We start from the raw sequence: 24,217 nt of genomic DNA on the forward strand, positions 1-24,217 counted from the left end.
GTGGCCAGCACCTTCCCAACGCGGCCCTGAAGCCAACCTGAACGGACCTGAAACCGGCTTCAGGATGTATCTGTCAGGCTAGGAGCCATGCGTGTGCTCATCGTGGAGGACGAGAAGCGTCTCGCCGACACCCTCGCCAAGGGCCTGGAGGCGGAAGGCTTCGCCGTGGATGTCGCCTACGACGGCATCGACGGCCTGCATCTGGCCACCACCGGCGCCCACGATGTGATCATCCTCGACATCATGCTGCCCGGCCGCAACGGCTATCAGGTGTGCGCCGCCCTGCGCGCGGCCGGCCACGAGACGCCGGTGCTGATGCTGACCGCGAAGGACGGCGAGTACGACGAGGCCGAGGGACTGGACACCGGCGCCGACGACTATCTGCGCAAACCGTTCTCCTACGTGGTGCTGCTGGCCCGCATCCGCGCCCTGCTGCGCCGGCGCACCCGCGGCGGCGCGCCGGTGCTGAACGTCGGCGATCTGAGCCTGGACCCCAACACGCACCGCTGCCACCGCGGCACGGAGGAGGTGGTGCTGACCGCCAAGGAGTTCGCGGTGCTCGAGCAGCTCGCGGTGCGTGCCGGAGAGATCGTGTCGAAAGCCGATATCCTCGAACACGTCTGGGATTTCGCCTACGACGGCGACCCGAACATCGTCGAGGTGTACATCAGCACGCTGCGCCGCAAGATCGATGCGCCGTTCGGCCGGCGGTCGATCACCACCGTGCGCGGCGCCGGTTACCGCTTGGTGGCCGATCGTGCCTGACTCGCGACGCATGCCGGGATGGCCGGTTCTGCGGCGGAGGCCGCGGTGGTTGAGTTCGGTCCGGGCCCGGACGACGGCGGTCGCCACCGCGGTGGTCGCGGTCGGTCTGGTCGCGGCGGGCGCGGCCGTGCTGGCGGTGTTGCGGCACAATCTGATCGACAGCGCGAGCCTGCAGGCGGAGATGACCGCCCGCAACGTCGAAGCGCAGCTCGTGCGCGGCACCGATCCGGCACTGCTCAAGCTGCCCGACGCGGACAACCAACCTGTGCAGGTGGTTTCGGCCGACGGGCGGGTGCTGGCGGCCGAGGACGACAAGCTGCGGGGCGAGCCCGTCATGGCCGCGGGATTCTCCGGTGCGGCGGAGCAGGCCGAGGAGGAAGACGACGAGGACGACGAGGACGAGGAGCCGGGGGCCGCGGCACCCGGCGCGGCAGAGCTGGTGAACTCGTCGTCGGTGCAGGTCCTCGCGCTGCGGAACATGCGCCTGCCGATCGCCGACGACGAGACCGGCAGCCACGACTTCCGGGTCGCCGCCATGCCGGCGACGGCGTCGGGGCAGCCCGTCACCATCTACGCCGGCGCGTCGCTCGCGACCGCCGACAAGGCCGTCTCCGGCGCCCGCAATGCCATGCTGCTCGGCCTGCCGCCCTTACTCGCGCTGGTCGGGGGCGTCACCTTCCTGGTCACCCGGCGTGCCCTGCGCCCGGTGGAGGCGATCCGCCGTGAACTCGCCGAGATCATGGGCGGTGACCTGACTCGCCGTGTCCCCGAACCGGATTCGCACGACGAGATCGCCCGGCTGGCGGTGACGACCAACGCCACCCTCGCCGCCCTGGAGCAGTCCTCGGAACGCCAGCGCCGGTTCGTGGCCGACGCCGCGCACGAGTTGCGCAGTCCCATCGCCAGCCTGCGCACCCAACTCGAGGTCGCCCAGGCCCATCCGCACCTACTCGAGGTGGACGGGTTGATCGCCGACTCGGTGCGGCTCGAACAGCTCGCCGCGGACCTGCTGCTGCTGGCCCGCCTGGACGCCGGCGAGCGGCCCCGGCGCGAACCGGTGGATCTGGCGGAGCTGGTGCGCGAGGAGCTCGACCACCGTGCCGCGGACGCGCACCCGGTGCGGGCCGACCTCCCCGACCTGCCCGCGCCCCTGCTCGGCAGTCGCATCCAGATCGCCCGCGTCCTGGGCAATCTGGTCGACAACGCGCAGCGGCACGCGGCTGCGGCCGTGCGGGTTTCGGTGCGCCGGGCGGGCGGCACGGTGGTGCTGGAGGTCAGCGACGACGGGCGCGGCATCCCGCCCGCCGACCGGGAGCGGGTGTTCCAGCGCTTCGTGCGGCTCGACGACGCCCGCAGCCGCGACGAGGGTGGTGCGGGGCTGGGGCTCGCCATCGTGCGCGATGTGGTGGACCGGCACGGCGGCGAGATCCGGGTGGACGACGGCCCCGCGGGCGGGGCGCGCTTCACCGTCGTGTTCCCCGCCGCGCCGTAGGCGGCCGCCGCGCACTCAGTTGTGCTGCGCCGCATCCACTTTCAGCGTGACGGGGGTGTCCGCCGACACCGCGGCGCCCGGGGCGGGCGACTGATCGGTGATCGTCCACGCGGTGGTGTGGCTGGACGGATCATTCATCACGTCCCGCCCGTCGGCCGCGGTGATCGAGCTGATCGCGAAGCACAGGCCCGCGCCCACGACGGTTTCGCCGAGCTGCTTGCCACGGAAGTCGGGCAGTGCCTGCGGCCACGACTGCTCGTTGCAGGGTGTGGCCGCGGGCTGCGCCGCGCCGCTCGATGTGGTGGCCGTGCTCGATCCACCGGCCGACGTGTCCTGCCCGCTGTCCGAGGATCCGCACGCCCCGCAGGCGAGCGCGACGGACAGGGTGAACACGGACATCGCCATGCGACGCATACGTTTTCCTCTACGTCCACGGACCGGCACCCCGGCCCTCGAGTTGCGCCACGCACCCTAATATGGGCGGGCGTCGCGGCCCGCAGGGGGTACCGGGGAAGCATGCCTGCCGCGGCCGGGCCCGTGGGCCCGGCGCGCAGTTCGTTGGTCGGCGGACCTACGCGGCCGGCGGTCGGTGCCGGGCGGTGAGGTCCGAGGGCCGCAGCACATCTCGGACCCCACCCGATCGGCGGTGCGAGAGACCGCGAGCCGGTGGAACCGTAAGATCCGCCCGCCGAGAATTGTGCCTCCGAAACTTCCGCCCGGCAGTGGTTTTCGCTGTTACGACCTGATGAAAATCGGATTGCTGCACGGTCAGGGCCGCCGGTGACCGCCGCCACAACCGGGCCGGAACCGTGAATTCCCTCATGGGTGACATCCGGGACGATTCACTCGCGTTCGGACAGGGTGCCCGAAAACGTTTGGGACAGAACGTATCAACGAGACATCCCGCGGCATTCGGGCACCGCCGTGCCACGGGACGCGGTTGCCGGTCGATTGCCGATCGACCTACCGTGAATGTGCTGTTTACCGAGAATGGAGAGATTCCCGTGCCGATCATCGACCTCGGGTCGTCCGTCCTGAACCTGGCCAACGTTGTCACCTCGATCGCCGCCAACGTCACCTATATCCTGCACGCCTGGGGTCTGGCCTAGGTCCGCCCGCGCGTTTGCGGGGTATTCGTCGCAACACCGCTTTCGGCCGCTATCCTGGACATGGGGCCAACGGCACGGGAGGGGATGTTGGATGCCAAGTCTTTCCGCGCGTTTGCAGGACATGATCACCATCGCAGGCCAGTGCGATACCACGGCGGAGGCCGTGGAACTGGCGGAAGTATTGGATCGGCTGGTACGCGAATTCCGCGTCGGTGCGGAAACCGGCGAGGACCGCGTCCGGCTGGTCAGGCTGTGCGCCGAGGCGGGTGTCGCGGTGCGTGACGCCCTGTCACGCACCGGTCCCGCCGATTTCGACGAGCCGGAACCACAGCCGCAACCGGCGCGGGTCTCCGAGGAGGAGCCCGTGATCAGTATCGAGGGCCCGTTCGGGTTGTCGCCGCAGCGGGTCCGGCTGCAATCGCGCGAGGCGGCCTACCACCGCCGCCCGCGCTGACCGATCACCCGAGCAGATACTGCTCGAGGTGCTCGCGCTCGGTCTCCAACTCGGAGATCGCGCTCTTGACCACGTCACCGATGCTGACGATGCCGACCATCCGGCCCTCGCGCAGCACCGGCAGATGCCGGATGCGGTGATCGGTCATCGTGGTGCGCAACGTCTCCACGCGGTCATCGGGCGAGCACGTGTGCACCACCGTGGTCATGATCTCGGCGACCGGCCGGTCGAGCAGGTCGGCGCCGACCACATGCAAGCGGCGGACGATGTCGCGCTCGGAGACGATGCCGTCCAGCGCGGCGCCGTCCGCCGACACCACCACCGCGCCCACATTCCGCTCGGCCAGTACCGCGAGCAACTCCCGCACCGGCGTTCGCGGTGCGATCGTGACCACGTCGGTCCCCTTCTTACGCAGGATCTCGGAAATTCGCATAGGTTGCCACCGCCCGTCCTTGCCCTTCTGTGTTCTCAGGATCTCGCGTTTCGGCCGCCACGACCAGCAAAGATTCCGCGCGGGACGATCAACCGGACGGTCAGGTCCCCCGGAACACGACCCACCGCAGTCGGCGAACCTGCCCCGGTGGCGGACGCCGCGGACGTAGCATGCGAAAGGTGGCCGATGCGAACCGTCCCGCCGTGTTGCGGGTGCTCGTGTACTCGAGCGAATCCGATACCCGCCGCCAGGTGATGCTGGCGCTGGGCAAACAACCCCGTCCCGAGCTGCCGCCGTTCGAGTATGTCGAGGTGGCGACCGCGCCCGTGCTGGTCCAGCACATGGACGCCGGCGGTATCGACCTGGCGATCCTCGACGGCGAGGCGGCCCCGACCGGCGGGATGGGCCTGGCCAAGCAACTCAAGGACGAACTCGACGGCTGCCCGCCGATCGTGGTGCTCACCGGCCGCGCCGACGACGCCTGGCTGGCGAACTGGTCGCGCGCCGAGGCGGCGGTGCCGCACCCGATCGATCCTTTCCAGCTGACCGAGGCCGTGACGGGTCTGCTGCGGGACCGCTCGGCGGCCTGAGGTATCCCCCGAAATTCTCCGGGCTCGGTTTTCACCTCTGCTGCGGCGCCTTGCCGAGAGCGGCTGCTGCGGCCGCCGCTGTCACCAGCGCCGCCCCGAGCCAGAGGGCGGCGGTCGGGCCGGCCGCGTCCAGCGCCCTTCCCCCGCCGAGCGCGCCGACGGCGATGGCGGCGTTGAATACCGCGACGAGGATCGCCGAGGCGGCCTCGCGGGCGGCGGGGGCCGCGAGCAAGGTCCACGACTGGGTGCTGACCGAGACACCGCCGTAGGCGATGCCCCACACCAGCAGTAGCGTGCCCGCGGCCACCGGCGCACCGCCCGCACAGGCCAGCACGGCCACCGCGACCGCCAGCCCGGCGCAGATGATCAGCACCGCTCGCCGGGGTGCACGCGATGCGATCGTGCCGAACAGGAAAGTGCCCAGGACACCGGCGATCCCGTAGCCGAGCAGCAGGGCGCTGATCGTCGCGGCGTCCGCGTGCGTGCGCTGTTCTAGCACGGGCCGGATGTAGGTGTAGGCGGCGAAATGGCCGCCCACGAGCAGTGCCACCACGATCATGCCGGTGCGCAGGCGGGCGTCGGCCAGCAAGCGCGGCAGTTCGGCCAGCGAGACGCCGCGCTCGGGTGGCAGCGCGGGCAAAATCGCAGCCGCTGCCACGGCCACCAGCAGGGCCAGGGCCGCGGCGGCACCGAAGGCCGCCCGCCAGCCCGCGAGCGCGCCGAGATAGGTTCCGGCCGGGACACCCAGCACCGACGCCACCGCGATACCACTGAAGATCACCGAGGTGGCCGCGCCCACCGAGCGCGGCGGCACCAGCCGCACCCCGAGACTGCCCGAGATCGCCCACACCCCGCCCATGCCGACACCGACCAGCACCCGGCCCGTCACCAGCACCGCGAAGTTCGGGGCCAGCGCGCACAGCAGATTGCCCGCCGCCACCACGAGCAGCAGCACCGGCAGCGATCGCCGCCGATCGATCCGGCCCAGGGCCGCCATCAGCACCGGCGCGGTCATCGCCAGCAGCCCGGTGATCGTCAGCGCCAGCCCGGCCAGTCCCCCGGAGACCCGCAGCGCGTCACTCATCGGCGTGAGCAGGCCGACGGGCAGCATCTCCGAGGTCACCACGGTGAAGGTGCCCACCGCCGCGACCGCTACCGCGGGCCAGCCGCGCGCTGGAAGATGTTGTGACCGAGCGCTTTCCGCATCGGCCGTGTCGAGTTCGGTCATGCCACCAGCCAACGCGCCGCGCCCGCGCGGAACAACGGCGATCTGCTCATCCTTCTATTAGTCGGACTCATCGACCGAGGAGAGGGCGCTCGACGGCATGGACCTGCGCGAACTGGAGGCCTTCCTGGCCGTGGCCGAGGAACTGCACTTCGGCCGGGCCGGGGCCCGGCTGTATGTCTCCCAGAGCCGGGTGTCGCAGCTGCTGCGGTCGCTGGAGCGCCGCATCGGCGGGCGGCTGGTCGAGCGCACCAGCCGCCGGGTGAGCCTCACTCCGCTCGGGCGGCAACTGTTTCCGGAGTTGCGCACCGCCTACGACCGGTTGCGCGCCACCCTCGATTCGGCCTGCGCCACCGCGCAGGGCGTGCGCGGCGTGCTGCGCGTCGGGTTCCAGGGCAGCGCGGACGATCGAATCCTGGCCGCGGTCAGCACCTTCCGGGACGCGCACCCCGAATGCACCGTCGAGCTCGTGGAGATTCCCTACGCCGATCCGTTCGGCCCGGTGCGGCGCTGCGAGGTGGACACCGCGCTCGCGCTGCTGCCGATCGCCGAAGCCGATCTCGTCCTCGGGCCCGTGCTCCCGGCCCGGCCGCAGGTGCTCGTGCTTCCGATCGGGCACCCCCTCGCCGCCCGGACGGCCCTCACCGCCGCGGAACTCGCCGAGTCCCCGCTGATCGGGATCGCCGACACCGCACCGCGATACTGGCGCGACGTCCAGGCCCCGCGCCGCACCCCCGACGGCCGCGAGATACCGGCCGGGCCGGCGGTGTCCACGATCCAGGAGGCCATCGCCGCGGTCGCCGCCGGGCGCGGCGGACTGCTGCTGTGCGACACCACGGCGGCGTATCATCGGCGCCCGGACCTCACCTGCGTTCCGGTGCACGGCATCGCGGACTCCCGGGTCGCGCTGATCTGGCATCGAGATCGAGACAGCGGCCGCGTCCATGCCTTCGCGCGCGCTCTCGTCGCGTCCGACGGACTCATTCTGCCGATTCAGTCATAAGTGCCAGTGCCGAATTCGATCAAACGCCGCCCGCAAACGGCACGCATTCAGAAAGATCAGTTGTAAGCTGTGCCCTAGCTCACACAAGTGCGGGCGTCGATACGAGCCCCGTCCGTCCGGTTCTCCCCCATCGTCCGCACCCGCACTGAGCCATGCCCTGGGGCGCGACTGGCCCGGCAGACGACGATGTCAGCCCGCCTCGGCAACTGCCGGCTGTGTCCGCAAGGGAAGGGGTAGTGCAGTTGTGAACACCGAGGTACCGACCCTTGTGCTGGGCGCGATCGCGGCGGCGTTCGCGGTGATCTCCGTCCTGCTGGCCGCGGTGATCGGCCCCAAGCGCTACAACCGCGCCAAACTCGAGGCCTACGAGTGCGGCATCGAACCCACACCGCATGCCGTCGGCGGCGGGCCGGGAAATGCTGCGGGACAGCGGTTTCCGGTGAAGTACTACCTCACCGCGATGCTGTTCATCATCTTCGACATCGAGATCGTGTTCCTGTACCCGTGGGCCGTCCACTTCGACGCGCTCGGGGTCTTCGGTCTCGCCGCCATGGCCCTGTTCATCTTCAACGTCTCGGTCGCCTACGCCTACGAGTGGCGGCGCGGCGGATTGAGCTGGGACTGAGAAGTACCAACCCCGCACACGGAAGCGAGTCAGTCCGAATGGGTCTCGAGGAGAAGTTGCCCAGCGGGTTCCTGCTGAGCACGGTCGAACAGTTCGCCGGTTTCATGCGTAAGGGCTCGCTGTGGCCCGCCACGTTCGGGCTGGCCTGCTGCGCGATCGAGATGATGGCCACCGGCGGCGGGCGCTTCGACAGCGCCCGCTTCGGCATGGAGGTGTTCCGCGCCTCGCCGCGCCAGGCCGATCTGATGATCGTGGCGGGCCGGGTGAGCCAGAAGATGGCCCCGGTGCTGCGCCAGGTCTACGACCAGATGACCGAGCCGAAATGGGTGCTGGCCATGGGCGTGTGCGCCTCCTCCGGCGGCATGTTCAACAACTACGCCATCGTACAGGGCGTCGATCACGTTGTGCCCGTGGACATCTACCTGCCGGGCTGCCCACCCCGCCCGGAGATGCTGCTGCACGCGATCTTGAAATTGCACGAGAAGATCCAGGAGATGCCGCTCGGGGTGAACCGTGAGGAGGCCGTGCGCGCGGCCGAGCAGGCCGCGCTGGCCGCCACCCCGACCATCCAGATGACGGGACTGCTGCGATGACATTCGATTCTCCCCGGGGCGCCGAGGACCCGCCGGACGCGTCCGCCGCCACTCCCGACGGCACCGGACAGGACCAGGCCCAGCTCGCCGAACAGGACCAGCGCGCCGAACCCGGCGACGAGGTGGTCGGCGTGCGCCGCGGCATGTTCGGCGTCACCGGCACCGGCGACACCTCCGGCTACGGGCGGCTGGTGCGCTCGGTCGGCCTGCCCGGCAGCACCCCGCCACCGTTCGGCGGCTACTTCGACGAGGTGGTCGACGCACTGCGGAAAGCCCTGGCGGACGAGGGATTCGCCGAATCGATCGAGAAGATCGTGGTCTTCCGCGGCGAGCTGACCCTGCACGTGCGGCGCGAGCAGCTGCCCCGGGTCGCCCAGGCGCTGCGCGACGACCCGGCACTGCGTTTCGAGCTGTGCCTGGGCGTGAGCGGCGTGCACTACCCCGAGGACACCGAACGCGAACTGCACGCGGTCTACCCGCTGATGTCGATCACGCACAACAGGCGGCTGCGGCTCGAGGTGTCGGCGCCGGATGCCGACCCGCACATCCCCTCGCTCTATGCGGTGTACCCGACCACGGACTGGCACGAGCGCGAGACCTACGACTTCTTCGGCATCCTGTTCGACGGTCACCCCGCCCTGACCCGGATCACCATGCCCGACGACTGGCGCGGCCACCCGCAGCGCAAGGACTACCCGCTCGGCGGCATTCCGGTCGAGTACAAGGGCGCCCGCATCCCGGCGCCGGACCAGCGGAGGGCGTACAGCTGATGAACGACATCGACACCCGGCGCGAGAACACCGGCACCGATACGCGCCCAACGCCTCCCGAGCGGGTCGTCACGGTCGCGGGCCAGGACTGGGACGACGTGCGCGAGGCCCTCGGCGGCGCCGCCGAGGAACGCATCGTCGTCAATATGGGTCCGCAGCACCCCTCCACCCACGGTGTACTGCGGCTGATCCTGGAGATCGAGGGCGAGACGGTCACCGAGGCCCGTTGCGGCATCGGATACCTGCACACCGGCATCGAGAAGAACCTCGAGTTCCGCAACTGGGTGCAGGGCGTCACCTTCGTCACCCGGATGGACTACCTCTCGCCGTTCTTCAACGAGACGGCCTACTGCCTGAGTGTGGAGAAGCTGCTCGACATCACCGACGCGATTCCCGAGCGCGCCACCGTGATCCGCGTGCTGCTGATGGAACTCAACCGGATCTCCTCGCACCTGGTCGCGCTCGCCACCGGCGGCATGGAACTGGGCGCGCTGACCCCGATGCTGTTCGGGTTCCGCGAGCGCGAGCTGATTCTCGACGTCTTCGAGACCATCACCGGCCTGCGCATGAACCACGCCTACATCCGGCCCGGCGGCGTCGCCCAGGACCTGCCCGACAACGGTGTGCAGAAGGTCCGGGAGTTGCTGGCGCTACTGCCGAAACGGCTGCGCGACATGGAGTTGCTGCTCAACGAGAACCCGATCTGGAAGGCCCGCACCCGCGGGGTCGGCTATCTGGATCTGGCCGGGTGCATGGCGCTGGGCATCACCGGCCCGGTGCTGCGCTCCACCGGCCTGCCGCACGATCTGCGCAAGTCCCAGCCGTACTGCGGCTACGAGAACTACGAGTTCGACGTCATGACCGACACCGGCGCCGACTGCTACGGCCGCTACCTCATCCGGGTCAACGAGATGAAGGAGTCGGTGAAGATCGTCGAACAGTGCCTCGACAAGCTGCGGCCGGGCCCGATCATGGTGGAGGACAAGAAAATCGCCTGGCCCGCCGACCTGAAACTGGGCCCGGACGGGCTGGGCAACTCCGCCCAGCACATCGGCAAGATCATGGGCACCTCGATGGAGGCGCTGATCCATCATTTCAAGCTCGTCACCGAGGGCATGCGGGTGCCGCCGGGCCAGGTGTACACCGCGGTGGAGTCGCCGCGCGGGGAGCTGGGTGTGCACATGGTCTCCGACGGCGGCACCCGGCCGTTCCGGGTGCACTACCGCGATCCCTCGTTCACGAACCTGCAGGCCGTGGCCGCGATGTGTGAGGGCGGCATGGTCGCCGACGTCATCGCCGCCGTCGCCAGCATCGACCCGGTGATGGGTGGTGTCGATCGATGACCGAAGTCCTGCTGCAACTGACCGCGCGGCCTGCACCGTATCCGAAGGAGGTGCACGACCGCCTGGAGGTGGAGGCCAAGCAGATCATCGACTGCTACCCGCAGCCCCGGTCGGCGCTGCTGCCGCTGCTACATCTGGTGCAGAGCGTGGAGGGCTACGTCTCCGGCACGGGCATCGGATTCTGCGCCGGGCAACTGGGCCTGACCGACGCCGAGGTGACCGCGGTCGCCACCTTCTACTCGATGTACCGCCGCACCCCGACCGGGAACTTCCACGTCGGGGTCTGCACCAACACGCTGTGCGCGGTCATGGGCGGCGACGAGATCTTCGCGGACCTGCGGGCGCACTTGGGCATTCGGCACGGCGAGACCACCGCCGACGGCGCGGTCACCCTCGAGCACATCGAGTGCAACGCCGCCTGCGACTACGCCCCCGTGGTGATGGTCAACTGGGAGTTCTTCGACAACCAGACCCCGGAGTCGGCCCGCGCGCTGGTCGACGCGCTGCGCAGCGGCGAGCAGGTCACGGCCGCGCGCAGCGGTGCGCCGCTGTGCACATTCCGTGAGACCGCCCGCATCCTGGCCGGTTTCCCGGACGACCGGCCGGGCGCCAACGACGGCGCTCCCGGGGACGCCACCCTCGCGGGTCTGCGCGCCGCACGCGGCGACACCACGCCCGAGCAGCCGGAGCCCGGCGATTCAGGAGGTGCGCGGTGACCCTCGCACCCGTCCTCACCCGGTACTGGGACGAGCCGCAATCCTGGACGCTGGAGACCTATCGCCGCCACGACGGCTACCGCGCCCTGCCCAAGGCGCTCGGGGTGCCGCCCGACGAGGTCATCGCCACCGTGAAGGACGCGGGCCTGCGCGGCCGCGGCGGCGCGGGCTTTCCCACCGGCATGAAGTGGGGTTTCATCCCGCAGGGTCCCGGGCCGGACGGCACCACCAAACCGCACTACCTGGTGGTCAACGCCGACGAGTCGGAACCGGGTACCTGCAAGGACATTCCGCTCATGCTGGCCACCCCGCACGTGCTCGTCGAGGGCGTCATCATCGCGGCCTACGCCATCAGGGCCTCGCACGCGTTCATCTACGTGCGCGGCGAGGTGCTTCCGGTGCTGCGGCGGTTGCGGGCCGCGGTGCGGGAGGCCTACGACGCCGGTTATCTCGGCCACGACATCCTCGGCTCCGGGTACGACCTGGAACTGATCGTGCACGCCGGGGCGGGGGCCTATATCTGCGGCGAGGAGACCGCGCTGCTCGACTCCCTCGAGGGCCGTCGCGGCCAGCCCCGGCTGCGCCCGCCGTTCCCGGCCGTCGCCGGTCTCTACGCCTGCCCGACCGTGGTCAACAATGTCGAATCCATCGCCAGCGTGCCGCCGATCATTCTGCACGGCGTCGACTGGTTCCGTTCCATGGGCAGCGAGAAGTCGCCCGGTTTCACGCTGTATTCGCTGTCGGGGCACGTCGCCCGGCCCGGCCAGTACGAGGCGCCGCTCGGGGTCACCCTGCGCGAACTGCTCGGCTACGCCGGTGGTGTGCGGCGCGGGCACCGGCTGAAGTTCTGGACGCCCGGCGGCTCGTCCACCCCGCTGTTCACCGAGGAGCACCTCGACGTGCCACTGGACTACGAGAACGTGGCGGCGGCCGGATCCATGCTGGGCACCAAGGCATTACAGATCTTCGACGACACCACCTGCGTGGTGCGCGCGGTACTGCGCTGGACCGAGTTCTACGCCCACGAATCCTGCGGGAAGTGCACGCCGTGCCGGGAGGGCACCTACTGGCTGGTGCAGTTGCTGCAACGGCTGGAAACCGGTGGCGGCTCCGCGGCCGACCTCGACACACTGCTCGACATCGCCGACAACATCAACGGCAAGTCGTTCTGCGCCCTCGGCGACGGCGCGGCCAGCCCGATCGTGTCCTCGCTGAAGTACTTCCGCGCCGAGTACGAGGACCATCTGCGCCTGGGTGCCTGCCCCTTCGATCCGGCTCGGTCGACGGCCTGGGCGGACGCCGCGGGGAGCGCGCGATGAACCGAATCCCGTCATTCCCAGGAGGCCGGCCATGACCGCGACCGTCTCGAACAGCGACAGCGATGTGGTGCCCCAGGATCTGGTGAGCGTCACCATCGACGGCACCACCGTCAGCGTGCCCGCCGGCACCCTGCTGATCCGCGCCGCCGAACTCGTCGGCATCCAGATCCCGCGCTTCTGCGACCATCCGCTGCTCGACCCCGTCGGCGCCTGCCGGCAGTGCCTGGTCGAGGTCGAGGGCCAGCGCAAGCCGGTGGCCTCCTGCACGATGGCGGTCACCGATGGCATGGTGGCCCACACCCAGCTCAGCTCGCCCGCGGCCGAGAAGGCGCAGGAGGGCGTGATGGAACTGCTGCTGATCAACCATCCGCTGGACTGCCCGGTGTGCGACAAGGGCGGCGAATGCCCGCTGCAGAACCAGGCGATGTCCAACGGCCGGGCCGAATCCCGCTTCGAGGGCGTGAAACGCACCTACCCCAAACCGCTTCCGCTGTCGGCGGCGGTGCTGCTGGACCGGGAGCGCTGTGTGCTGTGCGCGCGCTGCACCCGTTTCTCTCAGCAGGTCGCGGGCGACCCGTTCATCGAGCTGATGGATCGCGGTGCGCTGGAACAGGTCGGCGTCGCCGAGGGCCAGCCGATGAACTCCTACTTCTCCGGCAACACCGTGCAGATCTGCCCGGTCGGGGCGCTCACCGGCACCGCCTACCGGTTCCGCGCCCGCCCGTTCGACCTGGTCTCCAGCCCGGCCGTGTGCGAGCACTGCGCGTCGGGCTGCGCGCAGCGCACCGATCACCGCCGCGGAAAAGTGCTGCGCCGCTTGGCCGGTGACGATCCGCAGGTGAACGAGGAGTGGAACTGCGACAAGGGCCGGTGGGCGTTCACCTACGCCACCGAGCCGGACCGGATCACCACTCCGCTGGTGCGCGGCTGGGACGGCACGCTGGCCCCCGCGTCCTGGTCGGAGGCGCTCGCCCGCGCGGCCGAGGGGCTCGCGGCGGCCCGCGGCAATGCGGGTGTGCTGGTGGGTGGGCGCGCGACGCTGGAGGACGCGTACGCCTACAGCAAGTTCGCGCGGGTCGCGCTGGGCACCAACGACATCGACTTCCGGGCCCGCGCCCACTCGGCGGAGGAGGCGGATTTCCTGGCCGCCCGCGTGGCGGGCCAGGGGCTGACCGTCGACTACGCGGCGCTGGAGGCCGCGCCGGTGGTGCTGCTGGCCGGGTTCGAGCCGGAAGAGGAATCGCCGATCGTGTATCTGCGGCTGCGCAAGGCGGCCCGCAAGCACGGGCTGCGGGTGTATTCCATCGCGCCGTACGCGAGCCGGGGCCTCGAGCGGATGGCGGGCACGCTGCTCCCGGCCGCGCCCGGACGGGAAGCGCACGTGCTGGACACCCTCGCCGCACTCCGGCCGTCCGAGGCGAACACACCGGACCTGGCCGACGAGGTGTCGGAGCTCGCCCAATTACTCCGCGCACCGGGTGCGGTGATTCTGGTCGGCGAGCGGCTCGCCACCGCGCCCGGCGCGCTGTCCGCCGCGCTGCGCTTGGCCGACGGCACGGGTGCGGCGACGGCCTGGGTGCCCCGCCGCGCGGGCGAACGTGGTGCGGTCGAGGCGGGCGCACTGCCCGGCCTGCTGCCCGGTGGTCGCCCCGTCGCCGACGCTCGGGCGCGCCAGCAGCTTCGCACCGCCTGGAACGTCGACGATCTCCCGGCCGACCCGGGCCGCGACACCGCTGAAATCCTTTCTGCCGCTGCTCATCTCGGCGCGCTGGTGATCGGCGGCGTGGAGGTGGCCGACCTGCCCGATCCGGCGGCCGCCCTGGCCGCGCTCGACGCCGCGCGGTTCGTGGTCAGTCTCGAGCTGCGGCACAGCGCGGTCACCGACCGTGCCGATGTGGTCTTTCCGGTGGCGTCCACGATGGAGAAGGCGGGCACCTTCCTCACCTGGGAGGGGCGTACCCGCCAGTTCGAGGCCGCGCTCGCCGACCCGACCGTCCGCCGCGCGGCCGCGCCGCTCGCCGACCAGCGGGTGCTGCACGCCATCGCCGACGAGATGGGTCTCCCGATCCGCCTGCCCGACATCACCTCGGCGCGAGCCGAACTCGCCGATCTCGGGGCCTGGGACGGCGAGCCGCCCCCCGCGCCCGCCCGCCCCCCGCAGGCCGCCCCGCACACCGCGCCCGGCACCGCGGTCCTCGCGGGCTGGCGGATGCTGCTCGACCGCGGCCGCCTGCAGGACGGCGAACCGAATCTGGCCGCTACCGCGCGCCCGCCCGTGGTGCGCCTGTCGCGCGAGACCGCCGACGAAATCGGCGCCGCCGCAGGCGATCCCGTGCGGGTGAGCACCGACCACGGCCACATCACCCTGCCGCTCGAGATCACCGAGATGCCCGGCCGGGTCGTGTGGCTGCCGCTCAACTCCCCCGGGTCGGTGGTGTCGGAGCAACTCGCCGCCGTCCCCGGCCACCTCGTGCGCATCCGACGGGAGGACCACCGTGAGTGATCTGAGTATGTTCGGCCACGACCCGTGGTGGCTGATCCTGCTGAAATCCGTCGGCATCTTCGTCTTCCTGCTGACCATCCCGCTGCTGGGCGTGCTCATCGAACGTAAGGTGGTCGCCTGGATGCAGATGCGGGTCGGCCCGAACCGGGTGGGCCCGCGCGGCACGCTGCAGTCGCTGGCCGACGGCGCGAAGATGCTCCTCAAAGAGGACATCATCCCCGCCATCGTCGACAAGCCGATCTACATCCTGGCGCCGATCATCGCGCTGATCCCGTCGGTCATGGCGTTCGCGGTGATCCCGCTGGGTCCCGAGGTGTCGATCTTCGGCACGCGAACGCCGTTGCAGCTCACCGACATGCCGGTCGGCGTGCTGTACATCCTGGCGATGGCCTCGGTCGGCGTCTACGGCATCGTGCTCGCGGGCTGGGCCTCGGGCTCGACCTACCCGCTGCTGGGCGGCCTGCGCTCGACCGCGCAGGTCATCTCCTACGAGATCGCCATGGCCGCCTGCTTCGCGGCGGTGTTCCTGCTGGCGGGCACGATGTCGACGTCGGGCATCGTCGAAAGCCAGTGGGGCACTTGGAATGTCTTCCTGCTGTTGCCGTCGTTCCTGATCTACGCGGTGTCGATGGTCGGCGAGACCAACCGGGCGCCGTTCGATCTGCCCGAGGCCGAGGGCGAGCTGGTCGGCGGCTTCCACACCGAGTACTCCTCGCTGAAGTTCGCCATGTTCATGATGGCCGAGTACATCAACATGGGCACGGTGTCGGCGCTGGCCACCACGATGTTCTTCGGCGGCTGGCACGCGCCGTTCCCGCTGAGCCTGTGGGCGGGAGCGAATTCGGGGTGGTGGCCGATTCTGTGGTTCACCGCGAAGGTGTGGATCTTCCTGTTCGTGTTCATCTGGCTGCGCGGCACGCTGCCCCGGCTGCGCTACGACCAGTTCATGAATCTCGGCTGGAAGCTGCTGATCCCGGTGTCGCTGCTCTGGGTGATGATCGTGGCGACGCTGAAGGTGCTGCAGGACAACGGCACCCACATCGAGACCGCCGGGCTGGTGATCGGCGGTCTCGTGCTGTCGCTGCTGCTGATCGGGGTCATGCTGCGCGCCGGGCACAAGGGCGACGACCGCCGAGCCGAGGCCGAGCCCGCCGCGGCCGAGCCGTACGCGGGCTTCCCGGTGCCGCCGATGCCGCCCCAGCCCGAGCGAGAGGGGCCCAAGCCGGGCCTGCTCGAGCCGCTGGCCGGATTCGCCGTCACCTTCGGGACCATGTTCAAGGAGAAGAACACCGAGTTCTATCCCGAGGAGAAGGTTCCGACCGCGCCCCGCTACCACGGCCGCCACCAGCTCAACCGGCACCCGGACGGGCTGGAGAAATGCATCGGCTGCGAGCTGTGCGCCTGGGCCTGCCCCGCCGACGCCATCTACGTCGAGGGCGCCGACAACACCGAGGGCGAGCGCTTCTCCCCCGGCGAGCGGTACGGGCGGGTCTACCAGATCAACTACCTGCGCTGCATCGGCTGCGGGCTGTGCATTGAAGCGTGCCCCACCCGCGCGCTGACCATGACCAACGAGTACGAACTCGCCGACGCCAGTCGCGCCGATCTCATCTACGAGAAGGACCGCCTGCTCGCCCCGCTGGAAGCGGGCATGCAACCCGCGCCGCACCCGGCCTATCCGGGAGCGACCGACGAGGACTACTACCTCGGCAACGTCCCGGCCGCGCCGGGCACACCGCAGGACACCGGGCTGCGCCGCACCGACCTCGGTATGCCCGCCGTCCCGCCGTCCGGCGCCGCGGTGCCCGAGCCCGCCGCGGCCGGTGCGGAAGGAGCGTCACGATGAATCCCCTTGCCGCCGACGCGATCACGCGCACCACCACCGGCGAGGCCGTGACGTTCTGGATCCTCGCGGTGGTCGCCGTCGCGGGCGCGCTGGGCATGGTGTGCGCGCGCAAGGCGGTGCACTCGGCGCTGTGCCTGGCGGCCACCATGATCACGCTGTCGGTCTTCTACATCGCCCAGAACGCGCTGTTCCTGGGCGTGGTGCAGATCGTGGTCTACACCGGCGCGGTGATGATGCTGTTCCTGTTCGTGCTGATGCTCGTCGGCGTCGACTCCTCGGAGTCGCTGCGCGAGACGCTGCGCGGGCATCGCCTCGCGGCCGTCGTGGTCGGCCTCGGTTTCGGGGCGCTGCTGATCGCCGCCATCGCCCGTGGCGTGCACGACGATTCGGCCGCGCCGGTCGGTCCGGGCTTCGGCCGCGACACCATCGCGGCGCTGGCCGAGTTGATCTTCGTGCGCTATGTGTGGGCCTTCGAGCTGACCGGCGCCCTGCTGATCACCGCGACCATCGGCGCCATGGTGCTGGCCCACCGTGAGCGGTTCGGCCCGCGCACCGATCAGCGGGAGCTGTCGAAACGCCGGGTGCGCGAGGGGAAGCAGGTCACGCCCCTGCCCACGCCCGGCGTCTACGCGCGGCACAACGCGGTCGACGTGCCCGCCCGCCTGCCGGACGGCTCGTTCGCCGAGCTGTCGGTCAGCACGATCCTGCGGCACCGCCGCCACCGCGCGCACACCGAGGCCGCGGCCATCGGCGTGCGCACCGAGGGCGGCAACGGTTCCGACGACAATCCCACGCACGGCTGAGAGAGAGGCTCTGCGGTGAATCCGGACAACTACCTGTATCTGTCCGCGCTGCTGTTCACCATCGGCGCTGCCGGTGTCCTGGTGCGGCGCAACGCGATCGTGGTGTTCATGTGCATCGAGCTGATGCTGAACGCGGTCAATCTGGCCTTCGTGACCTTCGCCCGGGAACGCGCGAACCTGGACGGCCAGGTGTACGCGTTCTTCACGATGGTGGTCGCCGCCGCCGAGGTCGTGGTCGGCCTGGCCATCATCATGACCATCTTCCGCGCCCGCCGCTCGACCTCGGTCGACGACGCCAACCTGCTGAAGTACTGACGTGGATACCACACTGACGCTCTGGTTGCTGCCGGCCCTGCCGCTGGCCGGTGCGGTGCTTCTGCTGCTGATCGGCCGGGCGAGCAACGCCTGGGGTCATTGGCTGGGCTGTCTGACCGCGCTGGCCTCGTTCGTCGTGGCGGGATGGGCGTTCTTCGACATGCTCGGCCGCGCGGCCGACGACCGTCCGGTCTCGCACGCCTTCTTCAGCTGGGTTCCAGTAGCGGGGCTGCAGGCCGATTTCGCGCTGCGGCTCGATCAGCTCTCGATGTGCTTCGTACTGCTGATCACCGGGGTCGGCTCGCTGATCCACATCTACTCGGTCGGCTACATGAGCCACGATCCGGGACGCCGCCGGTTCTTCGCCTACCTGAATCTGTTCCTCGCGGCCATGCTGGTGCTGGTACTGGCGGACAACTACCTGGTGCTGTATCTGGGCTGGGAGGGCGTGGGCCTGGCGTCGTATCTGCTGATCGGCTTCTGGCACGAGAAGCCTTCGGCCGCAACGGCGGCCAAGAAGGCGTTCGTGGTGAACCGGGTCGGTGACATGGGGCTGGCGATCGCGCTGTTCGTCATGTTCGCCACCTTCGGGTCGGTCGACTTCGGGCAGGTGTTCGCCGGGGCGCCGCAGGCGGGCGAGGGCACCCTCACCGCCATCGGGTTGCTGTTGCTGCTCGGCGCGTGCGGCAAGTCCGCCCAGGTGCCGCTGCAATCCTGGCTCGGGGACGCGATGGAGGGCCCGACCCCGGTGTCGGCGCTCATCCACGCGGCCACCATGGTGACGGCCGGTGTGTACCTCATCGCGCGGTCCGGGCCCATCTTCGATCTGGCGCCGGGCGCGCGGGCCGCGGTGATGACCGTCGGCGCGGTGACGCTGGTTTTCGGCGCGATCATCGGCTGCGCCAAGGACGACATCAAGAAGGCGCTCGCCGCCTCCACCATGAGCCAGATCGGGTACATGGTGCTGGCGGCCGGGCTCGGGCCGATCGGTTACGCGGCCGCCATCATGCACCTGCTGACGCACGGCTTCTTCAAGGCCGGGCTGTTCCTCGGGGCGGGTTCGGTGATGCACGGCATGAACGACGAGACCGACATGCGCCGCTACGGCGGACTGCGCACGGTCATGCCGATCACCTACGTCACCTTCGGGCTCGGCTACCTCGCGATCATCGGCGTGCCGCCGTTCTCCGGGTTCTTCTCCAAGGACCGAATCATCGAGTCCGCCTTCGCCTTCGGCGGCGCGGGCGGGATCGTGACCGGTCTGGCGGCGCTGGCGGGCGCCGGGATCACCGCGTTCTACATGACCCGGGTGATGATCCTGACGTTCTTCGGCGAGCGGCGCTGGCGCGAGAACGCCCATCCGCACGAGTCGCCCGCGGTGATGACGGGGCCGATGATTCTGCTGGCGCTCGGGTCGGCCGGCGCGGGCGGGCTGCTGGTGCTCGGGTCGTCGCTGCAGGATTGGCTGGAGCCGGTCGTCGGCGCGCATCATGGCGAACCCGCGATTCCGGCGTGGGCGATCACCCTGCTCGCGCTGGCGGTCGTGGCCGCCGGGGTGTGGGTCGCCTACCGCCGGTACGCGCGCACCGTGCCCGAAACCGCGCCCGACGCATCGGTGCTCACCCGCGCCGCCCGCCGCGACCTGTACGGCGACGCCGTCAACGAGGCGGCCTTCATGCGCCCCGGGCAGCACCTGACCCGGTCGCTGGTCTTCGTCGACAACCGCGGCATCGACGGCCTGGTCAACACCACGGCCGCGATCATCGGTGGCCTGTCGGCCCGAATCCGGCGCGTGCAAACCGGTTTCGTGCGGTCCTACGCCCTGTCCATGTTCACCGGCGCGGCCCTGGTGGTCGCCGCCCTGCTGGCGGTGAGGTTGCTGTGAACTCATTCCCGTGGCTCACGACGCTGTGGGTGCTGCCCATGGCGGGCGCGGCCCTGGTGCTGATCCTGCCCGGCGCGTGGCGCACCGCGGCCCGGTCGATCGGCCTGCTCGTCGCGGTCGCGACCCTGGCGGCCGGGATCGTGGTGGCGGTGCGGTTCGAACCGGGCGGTGCGCAGTTCCAGTTCGTCGAATCGCACCGGTGGATACCGGCTTTCGGGGCCGGGTACACCCTCGGCGTCGACGGGATCGCGCTGGTGCTGGTGCTGCTGACGGCCGCGCTGGTGCCGTTGCTGATCCTCGCCGGGTGGAAAGACGACCGGGAGGTCGGCACCGGGCGGCGGGTGGCGCACATCTATGTGGCGCTGACGCTGATCGTCGAATCCATGGTGCTGATCTCGTTCACCTCGCTGGACATCCTGCTGTTCTATGTGTTCTTCGAGGTGATGCTGATCCCGATGTACTTCCTCATCGGCGGCTTCGGCCCGCGCACCGACGACGCGGCGCAGCGGCAGCAGCGATCCCGCGCGGCGGTGAAGTTCCTGCTGTACAACCTGTTCGGCGGGCTCATCATGCTGGCCGCGGTGATCGGGCTGTACGTGCTCACCGCGCGCGAGCGGCTCGGCGCGGACGGCGGCGGGACCTTCGACTTCCGCGCGGTCGTGGCCGCGGCCAACTCCGGCGAACTCGGCGCGGGGCCCGCGGTGCTCAACGCGATCTTCCTCGGTTTCATGTTCGCGTTCGCGGTGAAGGCGCCGCTGTGGCCGCTGCACACCTGGTTGCCCGGCGCCGCGGTCTCCGCCACCCCGGCCAGCGCGGTGCTCATGATGGCGGTGGTCGACAAGGTCGGCACGTTCGGCATGCTGCGCTACTGCCTGCTGTTGTTCCCCTCGGCGTCCACCACCTACGCGCCGTTGATCAGCACGCTGGCGGTGATCGGCATCGTGTACGGGGCGCTGCTGGCGATCGGGCAGACCGACGTGATGCGGCTGATCGCCTACACCTCGATCTCGCACTTCGGCTTCATCATCCTGGGCATCTTCGCCATGACCAACCAGGGCGGGGCCGGGGCGACGCTCTACATGGTCAACCACGGCATCTCCACGGCCGCGCTGTTCCTGATCGCCGGATTCCTGGTGTCGCGCCGCGGCACTCGCGTCATCGCCGAGTTCGGCGGCGTGCAGAAGGTGGCGCCCGTGCTGGCCGGGACGTTCCTCGTCGCCGGTCTGGCCACGCTGTCGCTGCCGGGCCTGGCGCCGTTCGTCAGCGAATTCCTGGTGCTGGCAGGCACTTTCACGCGCTACCCGGTGGCCGCGGTGTGCGCAACCAGCGCCCTGGTGCTGGCGGCGCTGTACGTGCTGTGGCTGTACCAGCGGATGATGACCGGGCCGGTGAAGCAGGGCAACGAGAGCCTGCGCGATCTGCTGCCGCGCGAACTGGTCGTGGTGGCGCCGCTGCTGGTGGCGCTGCTGCTGCTGGGCGCCTACCCGAAACCCGTACTGGACCGCATCAATCCGGCCGTGGCGAGCACGCTCACCACCATCGGCAAGCACGACCCGGCACCGGACGTGCCCCAGCAGGAGGCCGCCGTCGCACCGCACGGAGGTGCGCACAAGTGAGGGACACACCAGTGAATCAGCTTCTCGCCGCAACGGTTCCGGCTCCCTCGATCGAATACAGCGAGCTGTCGCCGATGCTGATCGTGTTCGGTGCGGCCGTCGCCGGAGTGATCGTGGAGGCGTTCGCGCCGCGCGGCTGGCGCTACCCGTTGCAACTGGTGCTCGGTTTCGCCGGTCTCGCGGTGGCGCTGGGCGCGGTGATCGCCTTGGCCGGAACCACCTCGACCGCCGTGGTCGACGCGGTGGCCGTCGACAATGTGGCGCTGTTCCTGCAGGGCGCCATTCTGGTGGTCGCCATCCTCGGTCTGATGTTGATGGCCGAGCGCGGGATCGAGCCCCGGCTGCGGCGCGCGCACCGGGAAGGTCCGGGCACCTGGAGCCGCGCGGCCGCCGTGGCCACCGCCGCCGCACCGGTCGACGCGTTCACCCCGCAGGCGGCCGCCATGCCGGGCAGCCAGGACGAGATCGCCGCCGCGCGAGCGGGTTTCAGCACCACCGAGGTGTTCCCGCTGACCCTGTTCGTGGTCGGCGGCCTGCTGCTGTTTCCCGCCTCCAACGATCTGCTGACGATGTTCATCGCACTCGAGGTGCTGTCGCTGCCGCTGTACCTGCTGTGCGGGCTGGCGCGCCGGCGGCGGCTGCTGTCGCAGGAGGCGGCGCTGAAGTACTTCCTGCTCGGCGCGTTCTCCTCGGCGTTCTTCCTCTACGGCATGGCGCTGCTGTACGGGTACGCGGGCACGGTGCGCTTCGGCGGCATCGCCGAGGTGGCGGCCGGGGACTCCGGCTCGAAAACCCTCGCGGTGCTGGGCCTGGCCATGCTGGCGGTCGGGCTGTTGTTCAAGATCGGCGCGGTGCCGTTCCAGTCCTGGGTGCCCGACGTGTATCAGGGAGCGCCGACGCCGGTGACGGCGTTCATGGCGGCCGGGACGAAGATCGCCGCCGTGGGCGCGCTGCTGCGACTGCTCCAGGTCGGCGTGCCGAGCCTGCGCGAGGACTGGCGGCCGATCCTCGCCGCGATCGCCATTGCCACGATGGCGGTCGGTGCGATCATGGCGGTGACCCAGACCGACATGAAACGCATCCTGGCGTATTCGTCGGTGGCGCATGCCGGTTTCATCCTCACCGCGCTGGTGGCCGACAACGCCTCCGGCACCTCGTCGGTGTTGTTCTATCTGGCCGCGTACGGCATCACGACGGTCGGCGCGTTCGCGGCGGTGACGCTGGTGCGCGACGCCGACGGCGAGGAGGCCACCGCCCTGCCCGCCTGGGCCGGGCTGGGCCGCCGCTCCCCTTGGCTGGCAACGATTGTCGCGCTGTTCCTGCTTTCGATGGCCGGTATCCCGCTCACCAGCGGCTTCGTCAGCAAGTTCGCCGTGTTCTCGGCGGCCGCCGAGGGGCGCGCCCCGGTGCTGGTGATCGTCGGCGTCGTCGCCAGCGCGATCGCGGCGTTCTTCTACATCCGGGTCATCGTGCTGATGTTCTTCACCGACCCGCCCGAGGCCGCGCCGCGGATCGTCACCCCGCCGGTGACCACCGCGGTGATCACGCTGTCGGCGGCGGCGACGCTGGTACTCGGTATCCTGCCGCAGCCGGTGCTCGACATGGCCGAGCGCGCAACGGTTTTCGCGCGCTGACCAGGGCGCTCAGCGGACCGTCCGAAAGAAGGCCCGCAGGTCCTCGAGCAGCAGATCCGGCGCCTCCATCGACGCGAAGTGCCCGCCGCGTTCGAACCGCGACCAGTGCACGACGGAATTCTGCTTCTCGGCGATCCCCTGGATGGTCCGCGCGCCCGGGAACACGGCCACGCCGGTCGGCACGCCGGAACTCGGCAGGTCCGCGCCCCACTGCTGAGATTCCTTGTACAGCAGCACGGATGAGCCGATGGTTCCGGTGAACCACAGGATGCTGACGTCGGTGAGCAGCAGGTCGCGCTCGATCGCCTGATCCGGCAGGTCCTGGGCCGGGTCCATGTAGGTGTGCACGACGTCGAGCACCCAGGCCAGCAGGCCCGCGGGGGAATCGTTGAGGGCCGGGGCCAGGGTTTGCGGGCGGGTGGCGTGGATGGTCGCGTAGCCGGAGGTCTGCGAGCTGCTCCAGTCCTGTAGTTCGGCCAGTGCCGTCCGGTCTTCGGCGCTGTAGCCGGAGCCGTCGTCGTCCCAGGACGGAATGGTGATGGGGTCGTTGAGGTGCACGCCCGCGACGTGGTCGCCGTCGATGCGGCCGAGTTGCGGGGCGATGAACGATCCGGCGTCGCCGCCCTGCGCGCCGTAGCGGGTGTAGCCGAGCTGTGCCATCAGCTTCGCGATCAGTTCGGCGGAGCGTTCGGTCGCTGCCTCGCCCGGTGCCCGGGTGGGGCCGGAGAAGCCGAATCCGGGGAGGGTCGGGATCACGAGATGGAAGGCGTCGGCGGGGTCGCCGCCGTGCGCGGCGGGATCGGTGAGCGGTCCGATCATGGCCCGGAAATCGGCGAAAGGCCATCCGTGTACCAGCACCAGTGGCAGGGCGTCCGCGACGGCGGAGCGCACGTGGATGAAATGTATGCGCCGGCCGTCGATGTCGGTGACGAACTGCGGGTGGGCGTTCAGTGCGGCCTCCTGCCGCCGCCAGTCGAACCCGTCGCGCCAGTAGTCCGCCAGCTCGCGCACGTAACCGGTGGGGATGCCGTACTCCCAGCCGACGCCGGGCAGTTCCGCGGGCCACCGGGTGGCGGCGAGGCGGGTGGCGAGATCGTCGATGTCGTGCTGCGGGATATCGATGCGGAAGGGCTCGGGATGCGTCATATCCGCAACGCTATGGGCCGATTAGGCCGAAA

Annotated in this window: 22 protein-coding genes and 1 pseudogene; 19 read left to right on the forward strand and 4 right to left on the reverse strand. The window is 70.1% G+C overall.

The window, feature by feature from the left end:
• The first annotated feature begins 87 nt into the window (after window positions 1-87).
• Window positions 88-765: a response regulator gene (locus NWFMUON74_RS16870; RefSeq protein WP_187688716.1), complete on the forward strand. Its 678-nt coding sequence runs from the start codon at window positions 88-90 to the stop codon at window positions 763-765.
• 49 nt (window positions 766-814) lie between these two features.
• Window positions 815-2,257 (forward strand): sensor histidine kinase, encoded by a 1,443-nt coding sequence (locus tag NWFMUON74_RS16875; RefSeq protein ID WP_232111073.1) that lies wholly within the window; start codon window positions 815-817, stop codon window positions 2,255-2,257.
• Window positions 2,258-2,272: 15 nt separating this feature from the next.
• On the opposite strand, the gene NWFMUON74_RS16880 is transcribed toward NWFMUON74_RS16875, so the two are convergent.
• On the reverse strand, window positions 2,273-2,671 hold the full coding sequence (locus NWFMUON74_RS16880) for a PASTA domain-containing protein (RefSeq protein WP_187688717.1): 399 nt from the start codon (window positions 2,669-2,671) through the stop codon (window positions 2,273-2,275).
• A gap of 786 nt (window positions 2,672-3,457) precedes the next feature.
• Here NWFMUON74_RS16880 and NWFMUON74_RS16885 point away from each other — a divergent pair.
• On the forward strand, window positions 3,458-3,820 hold the full coding sequence (locus NWFMUON74_RS16885; protein ID WP_187688718.1) for a hypothetical protein: 363 nt from the start codon (window positions 3,458-3,460) through the stop codon (window positions 3,818-3,820).
• A gap of 4 nt (window positions 3,821-3,824) precedes the next feature.
• On the opposite strand, the gene NWFMUON74_RS16890 is transcribed toward NWFMUON74_RS16885, so the two are convergent.
• Window positions 3,825-4,253 (reverse strand): CBS domain-containing protein, encoded by a 429-nt coding sequence (locus NWFMUON74_RS16890; RefSeq protein ID WP_187688719.1) that lies wholly within the window; start codon window positions 4,251-4,253, stop codon window positions 3,825-3,827.
• A gap of 170 nt (window positions 4,254-4,423) precedes the next feature.
• On the opposite strand from NWFMUON74_RS16890, the gene NWFMUON74_RS16895 reads away from it, so the two are divergent.
• The gene (locus NWFMUON74_RS16895) at window positions 4,424-4,843 is read left to right on the forward strand and encodes an Rv3143 family two-component system response regulator (protein WP_187688720.1); all 420 of its coding nucleotides are present in this window, start codon (window positions 4,424-4,426) and stop codon (window positions 4,841-4,843) included.
• 31 nt (window positions 4,844-4,874) lie between these two features.
• Here the strand turns inward: NWFMUON74_RS16895 and NWFMUON74_RS16900 are convergent, their stop codons facing one another.
• Window positions 4,875-6,071, reverse strand: coding sequence for an MFS transporter (locus tag NWFMUON74_RS16900; RefSeq protein ID WP_187688721.1), 1,197 nt, complete (start codon window positions 6,069-6,071; stop codon window positions 4,875-4,877).
• Between the two features lie 97 nt (window positions 6,072-6,168).
• On the opposite strand from NWFMUON74_RS16900, the gene NWFMUON74_RS16905 reads away from it, so the two are divergent.
• The 15 genes and pseudogenes from NWFMUON74_RS16905 (at window position 6,169) to nuoN (ending at window position 23,039) form a co-directional block, all read left to right on the forward strand.
• The gene (locus NWFMUON74_RS16905; RefSeq protein WP_187688722.1) at window positions 6,169-7,071 is read left to right on the forward strand and encodes a LysR family transcriptional regulator; all 903 of its coding nucleotides are present in this window, start codon (window positions 6,169-6,171) and stop codon (window positions 7,069-7,071) included.
• Between the two features lie 244 nt (window positions 7,072-7,315).
• Window positions 7,316-7,696 (forward strand): NADH-quinone oxidoreductase subunit A, encoded by a 381-nt coding sequence (locus NWFMUON74_RS16910; protein WP_187688723.1) that lies wholly within the window; start codon window positions 7,316-7,318, stop codon window positions 7,694-7,696.
• 38 nt (window positions 7,697-7,734) lie between these two features.
• Entirely contained in the window at window positions 7,735-8,289 is a 555-nt protein-coding gene (locus NWFMUON74_RS16915; protein WP_187688724.1) for a NuoB/complex I 20 kDa subunit family protein, read from the forward strand.
• A complete protein-coding gene (locus tag NWFMUON74_RS16920; RefSeq protein WP_187688725.1) occupies window positions 8,286-9,059 on the forward strand; it encodes an NADH-quinone oxidoreductase subunit C in 774 nt (257 codons plus the stop codon). Before NWFMUON74_RS16915 ends, NWFMUON74_RS16920 begins: the two co-directional genes overlap by 4 nt.
• The gene (gene nuoD, locus NWFMUON74_RS16925; protein ID WP_187688726.1) at window positions 9,059-10,402 is read left to right on the forward strand and encodes an NADH dehydrogenase (quinone) subunit D; all 1,344 of its coding nucleotides are present in this window, start codon (window positions 9,059-9,061) and stop codon (window positions 10,400-10,402) included. The genes NWFMUON74_RS16920 and nuoD overlap by 1 nt, the downstream gene beginning before the upstream one ends.
• Window positions 10,399-11,118: an NADH-quinone oxidoreductase subunit NuoE gene (gene nuoE, locus NWFMUON74_RS16930; protein ID WP_187688727.1), complete on the forward strand. Its 720-nt coding sequence runs from the start codon at window positions 10,399-10,401 to the stop codon at window positions 11,116-11,118. Before nuoD ends, nuoE begins: the two co-directional genes overlap by 4 nt.
• Window positions 11,115-12,437 carry an NADH-quinone oxidoreductase subunit NuoF gene (nuoF, locus tag NWFMUON74_RS16935; RefSeq protein ID WP_187688728.1) on the forward strand — a complete coding sequence of 441 codons (1,323 nt, stop codon included), beginning with the start codon at window positions 11,115-11,117 and terminating at the stop codon, window positions 12,435-12,437. The genes nuoE and nuoF overlap by 4 nt, the downstream gene beginning before the upstream one ends.
• A 31-nt stretch (window positions 12,438-12,468) precedes the next feature.
• Window positions 12,469-14,940, forward strand: coding sequence for an NADH-quinone oxidoreductase subunit G (locus NWFMUON74_RS16940; RefSeq protein ID WP_187688729.1), 2,472 nt, complete (start codon window positions 12,469-12,471; stop codon window positions 14,938-14,940).
• Window positions 14,941-14,947: 7 nt separating this feature from the next.
• A pseudogene (nuoH, locus tag NWFMUON74_RS36120) lies at window positions 14,948-16,141 on the forward strand (NADH-quinone oxidoreductase subunit NuoH); the annotation flags it as partial.
• Window positions 16,130-16,786: an NADH-quinone oxidoreductase subunit NuoI gene (gene nuoI / locus NWFMUON74_RS36125; protein ID WP_269475356.1), complete on the forward strand. Its 657-nt coding sequence runs from the start codon at window positions 16,130-16,132 to the stop codon at window positions 16,784-16,786. The pseudogene nuoH and the gene nuoI, both read left to right, overlap by 12 nt.
• On the forward strand, window positions 16,783-17,589 hold the full coding sequence (locus tag NWFMUON74_RS16950; protein ID WP_187688730.1) for an NADH-quinone oxidoreductase subunit J: 807 nt from the start codon (window positions 16,783-16,785) through the stop codon (window positions 17,587-17,589). Before nuoI ends, NWFMUON74_RS16950 begins: the two co-directional genes overlap by 4 nt.
• Before the next feature lie 15 nt (window positions 17,590-17,604).
• Window positions 17,605-17,904: an NADH-quinone oxidoreductase subunit NuoK gene (gene nuoK, locus NWFMUON74_RS16955; RefSeq protein ID WP_040748232.1), complete on the forward strand. Its 300-nt coding sequence runs from the start codon at window positions 17,605-17,607 to the stop codon at window positions 17,902-17,904.
• 1 nt (window position 17,905) lies between these two features.
• Window positions 17,906-19,789 (forward strand): NADH-quinone oxidoreductase subunit L, encoded by a 1,884-nt coding sequence (nuoL, locus tag NWFMUON74_RS16960; protein WP_187688731.1) that lies wholly within the window; start codon window positions 17,906-17,908, stop codon window positions 19,787-19,789.
• Window positions 19,786-21,405: an NADH-quinone oxidoreductase subunit M gene (locus NWFMUON74_RS16965; protein ID WP_187688732.1), complete on the forward strand. Its 1,620-nt coding sequence runs from the start codon at window positions 19,786-19,788 to the stop codon at window positions 21,403-21,405. The genes nuoL and NWFMUON74_RS16965 overlap by 4 nt, the downstream gene beginning before the upstream one ends.
• Window positions 21,402-23,039, forward strand: a complete 1,638-nt coding sequence (nuoN, locus tag NWFMUON74_RS16970) for an NADH-quinone oxidoreductase subunit NuoN (RefSeq protein ID WP_187688733.1) — start codon at window positions 21,402-21,404, stop codon at window positions 23,037-23,039. The genes NWFMUON74_RS16965 and nuoN overlap by 4 nt, the downstream gene beginning before the upstream one ends.
• A 9-nt stretch (window positions 23,040-23,048) precedes the next feature.
• On the opposite strand, the gene NWFMUON74_RS16975 is transcribed toward nuoN, so the two are convergent.
• Window positions 23,049-24,185, reverse strand: a complete 1,137-nt coding sequence (locus NWFMUON74_RS16975) for an epoxide hydrolase family protein (protein WP_187688734.1) — start codon at window positions 24,183-24,185, stop codon at window positions 23,049-23,051.
• Window positions 24,186-24,217: the final 32 nt, after the last annotated feature.

This window comes from Nocardia wallacei (assembly GCF_014466955.1).
GTDB classification, from domain to species: domain Bacteria; phylum Actinomycetota; class Actinomycetes; order Mycobacteriales; family Mycobacteriaceae; genus Nocardia; species Nocardia wallacei.

Excerpts from the sequence above, each read along its gene's own strand:
- NWFMUON74_RS16890 (WP_187688719.1), bottom strand. The coding sequence starts at position 4,253 with ATGCGAATTTCCGAGATCCTGCGTAAGAAGGGGACCGACGTGGTCACG.
- NWFMUON74_RS16905 (WP_187688722.1), top strand. The coding sequence starts at position 6,169 with ATGGACCTGCGCGAACTGGAGGCCTTCCTGGCCGTGGCCGAGGAACTG.
- NWFMUON74_RS16870 (WP_187688716.1), top strand. The coding sequence starts at position 88 with ATGCGTGTGCTCATCGTGGAGGACGAGAAGCGTCTCGCCGACACCCTC.
- NWFMUON74_RS16895 (WP_187688720.1), top strand. The coding sequence starts at position 4,424 with ATGCGAAAGGTGGCCGATGCGAACCGTCCCGCCGTGTTGCGGGTGCTC.
- NWFMUON74_RS16880 (WP_187688717.1), bottom strand. The coding sequence starts at position 2,671 with ATGCGTCGCATGGCGATGTCCGTGTTCACCCTGTCCGTCGCGCTCGCC.
- NWFMUON74_RS16975 (WP_187688734.1), bottom strand. The coding sequence starts at position 24,185 with ATGACGCATCCCGAGCCCTTCCGCATCGATATCCCGCAGCACGACATC.
- NWFMUON74_RS16900 (WP_187688721.1), bottom strand. The coding sequence starts at position 6,071 with ATGACCGAACTCGACACGGCCGATGCGGAAAGCGCTCGGTCACAACAT.
- nuoD (WP_187688726.1), top strand. The coding sequence starts at position 9,059 with ATGAACGACATCGACACCCGGCGCGAGAACACCGGCACCGATACGCGC.
- NWFMUON74_RS16950 (WP_187688730.1), top strand. The coding sequence starts at position 16,783 with ATGAATCCCCTTGCCGCCGACGCGATCACGCGCACCACCACCGGCGAG.
- NWFMUON74_RS16940 (WP_187688729.1), top strand. The coding sequence starts at position 12,469 with ATGACCGCGACCGTCTCGAACAGCGACAGCGATGTGGTGCCCCAGGAT.
- NWFMUON74_RS16915 (WP_187688724.1), top strand. The coding sequence starts at position 7,735 with ATGGGTCTCGAGGAGAAGTTGCCCAGCGGGTTCCTGCTGAGCACGGTC.
- NWFMUON74_RS16920 (WP_187688725.1), top strand. The coding sequence starts at position 8,286 with ATGACATTCGATTCTCCCCGGGGCGCCGAGGACCCGCCGGACGCGTCC.
- nuoI (WP_269475356.1), top strand. The coding sequence starts at position 16,130 with ATGCCGCCCCAGCCCGAGCGAGAGGGGCCCAAGCCGGGCCTGCTCGAG.
- nuoE (WP_187688727.1), top strand. The coding sequence starts at position 10,399 with ATGACCGAAGTCCTGCTGCAACTGACCGCGCGGCCTGCACCGTATCCG.
- NWFMUON74_RS16885 (WP_187688718.1), top strand. The coding sequence starts at position 3,458 with ATGCCAAGTCTTTCCGCGCGTTTGCAGGACATGATCACCATCGCAGGC.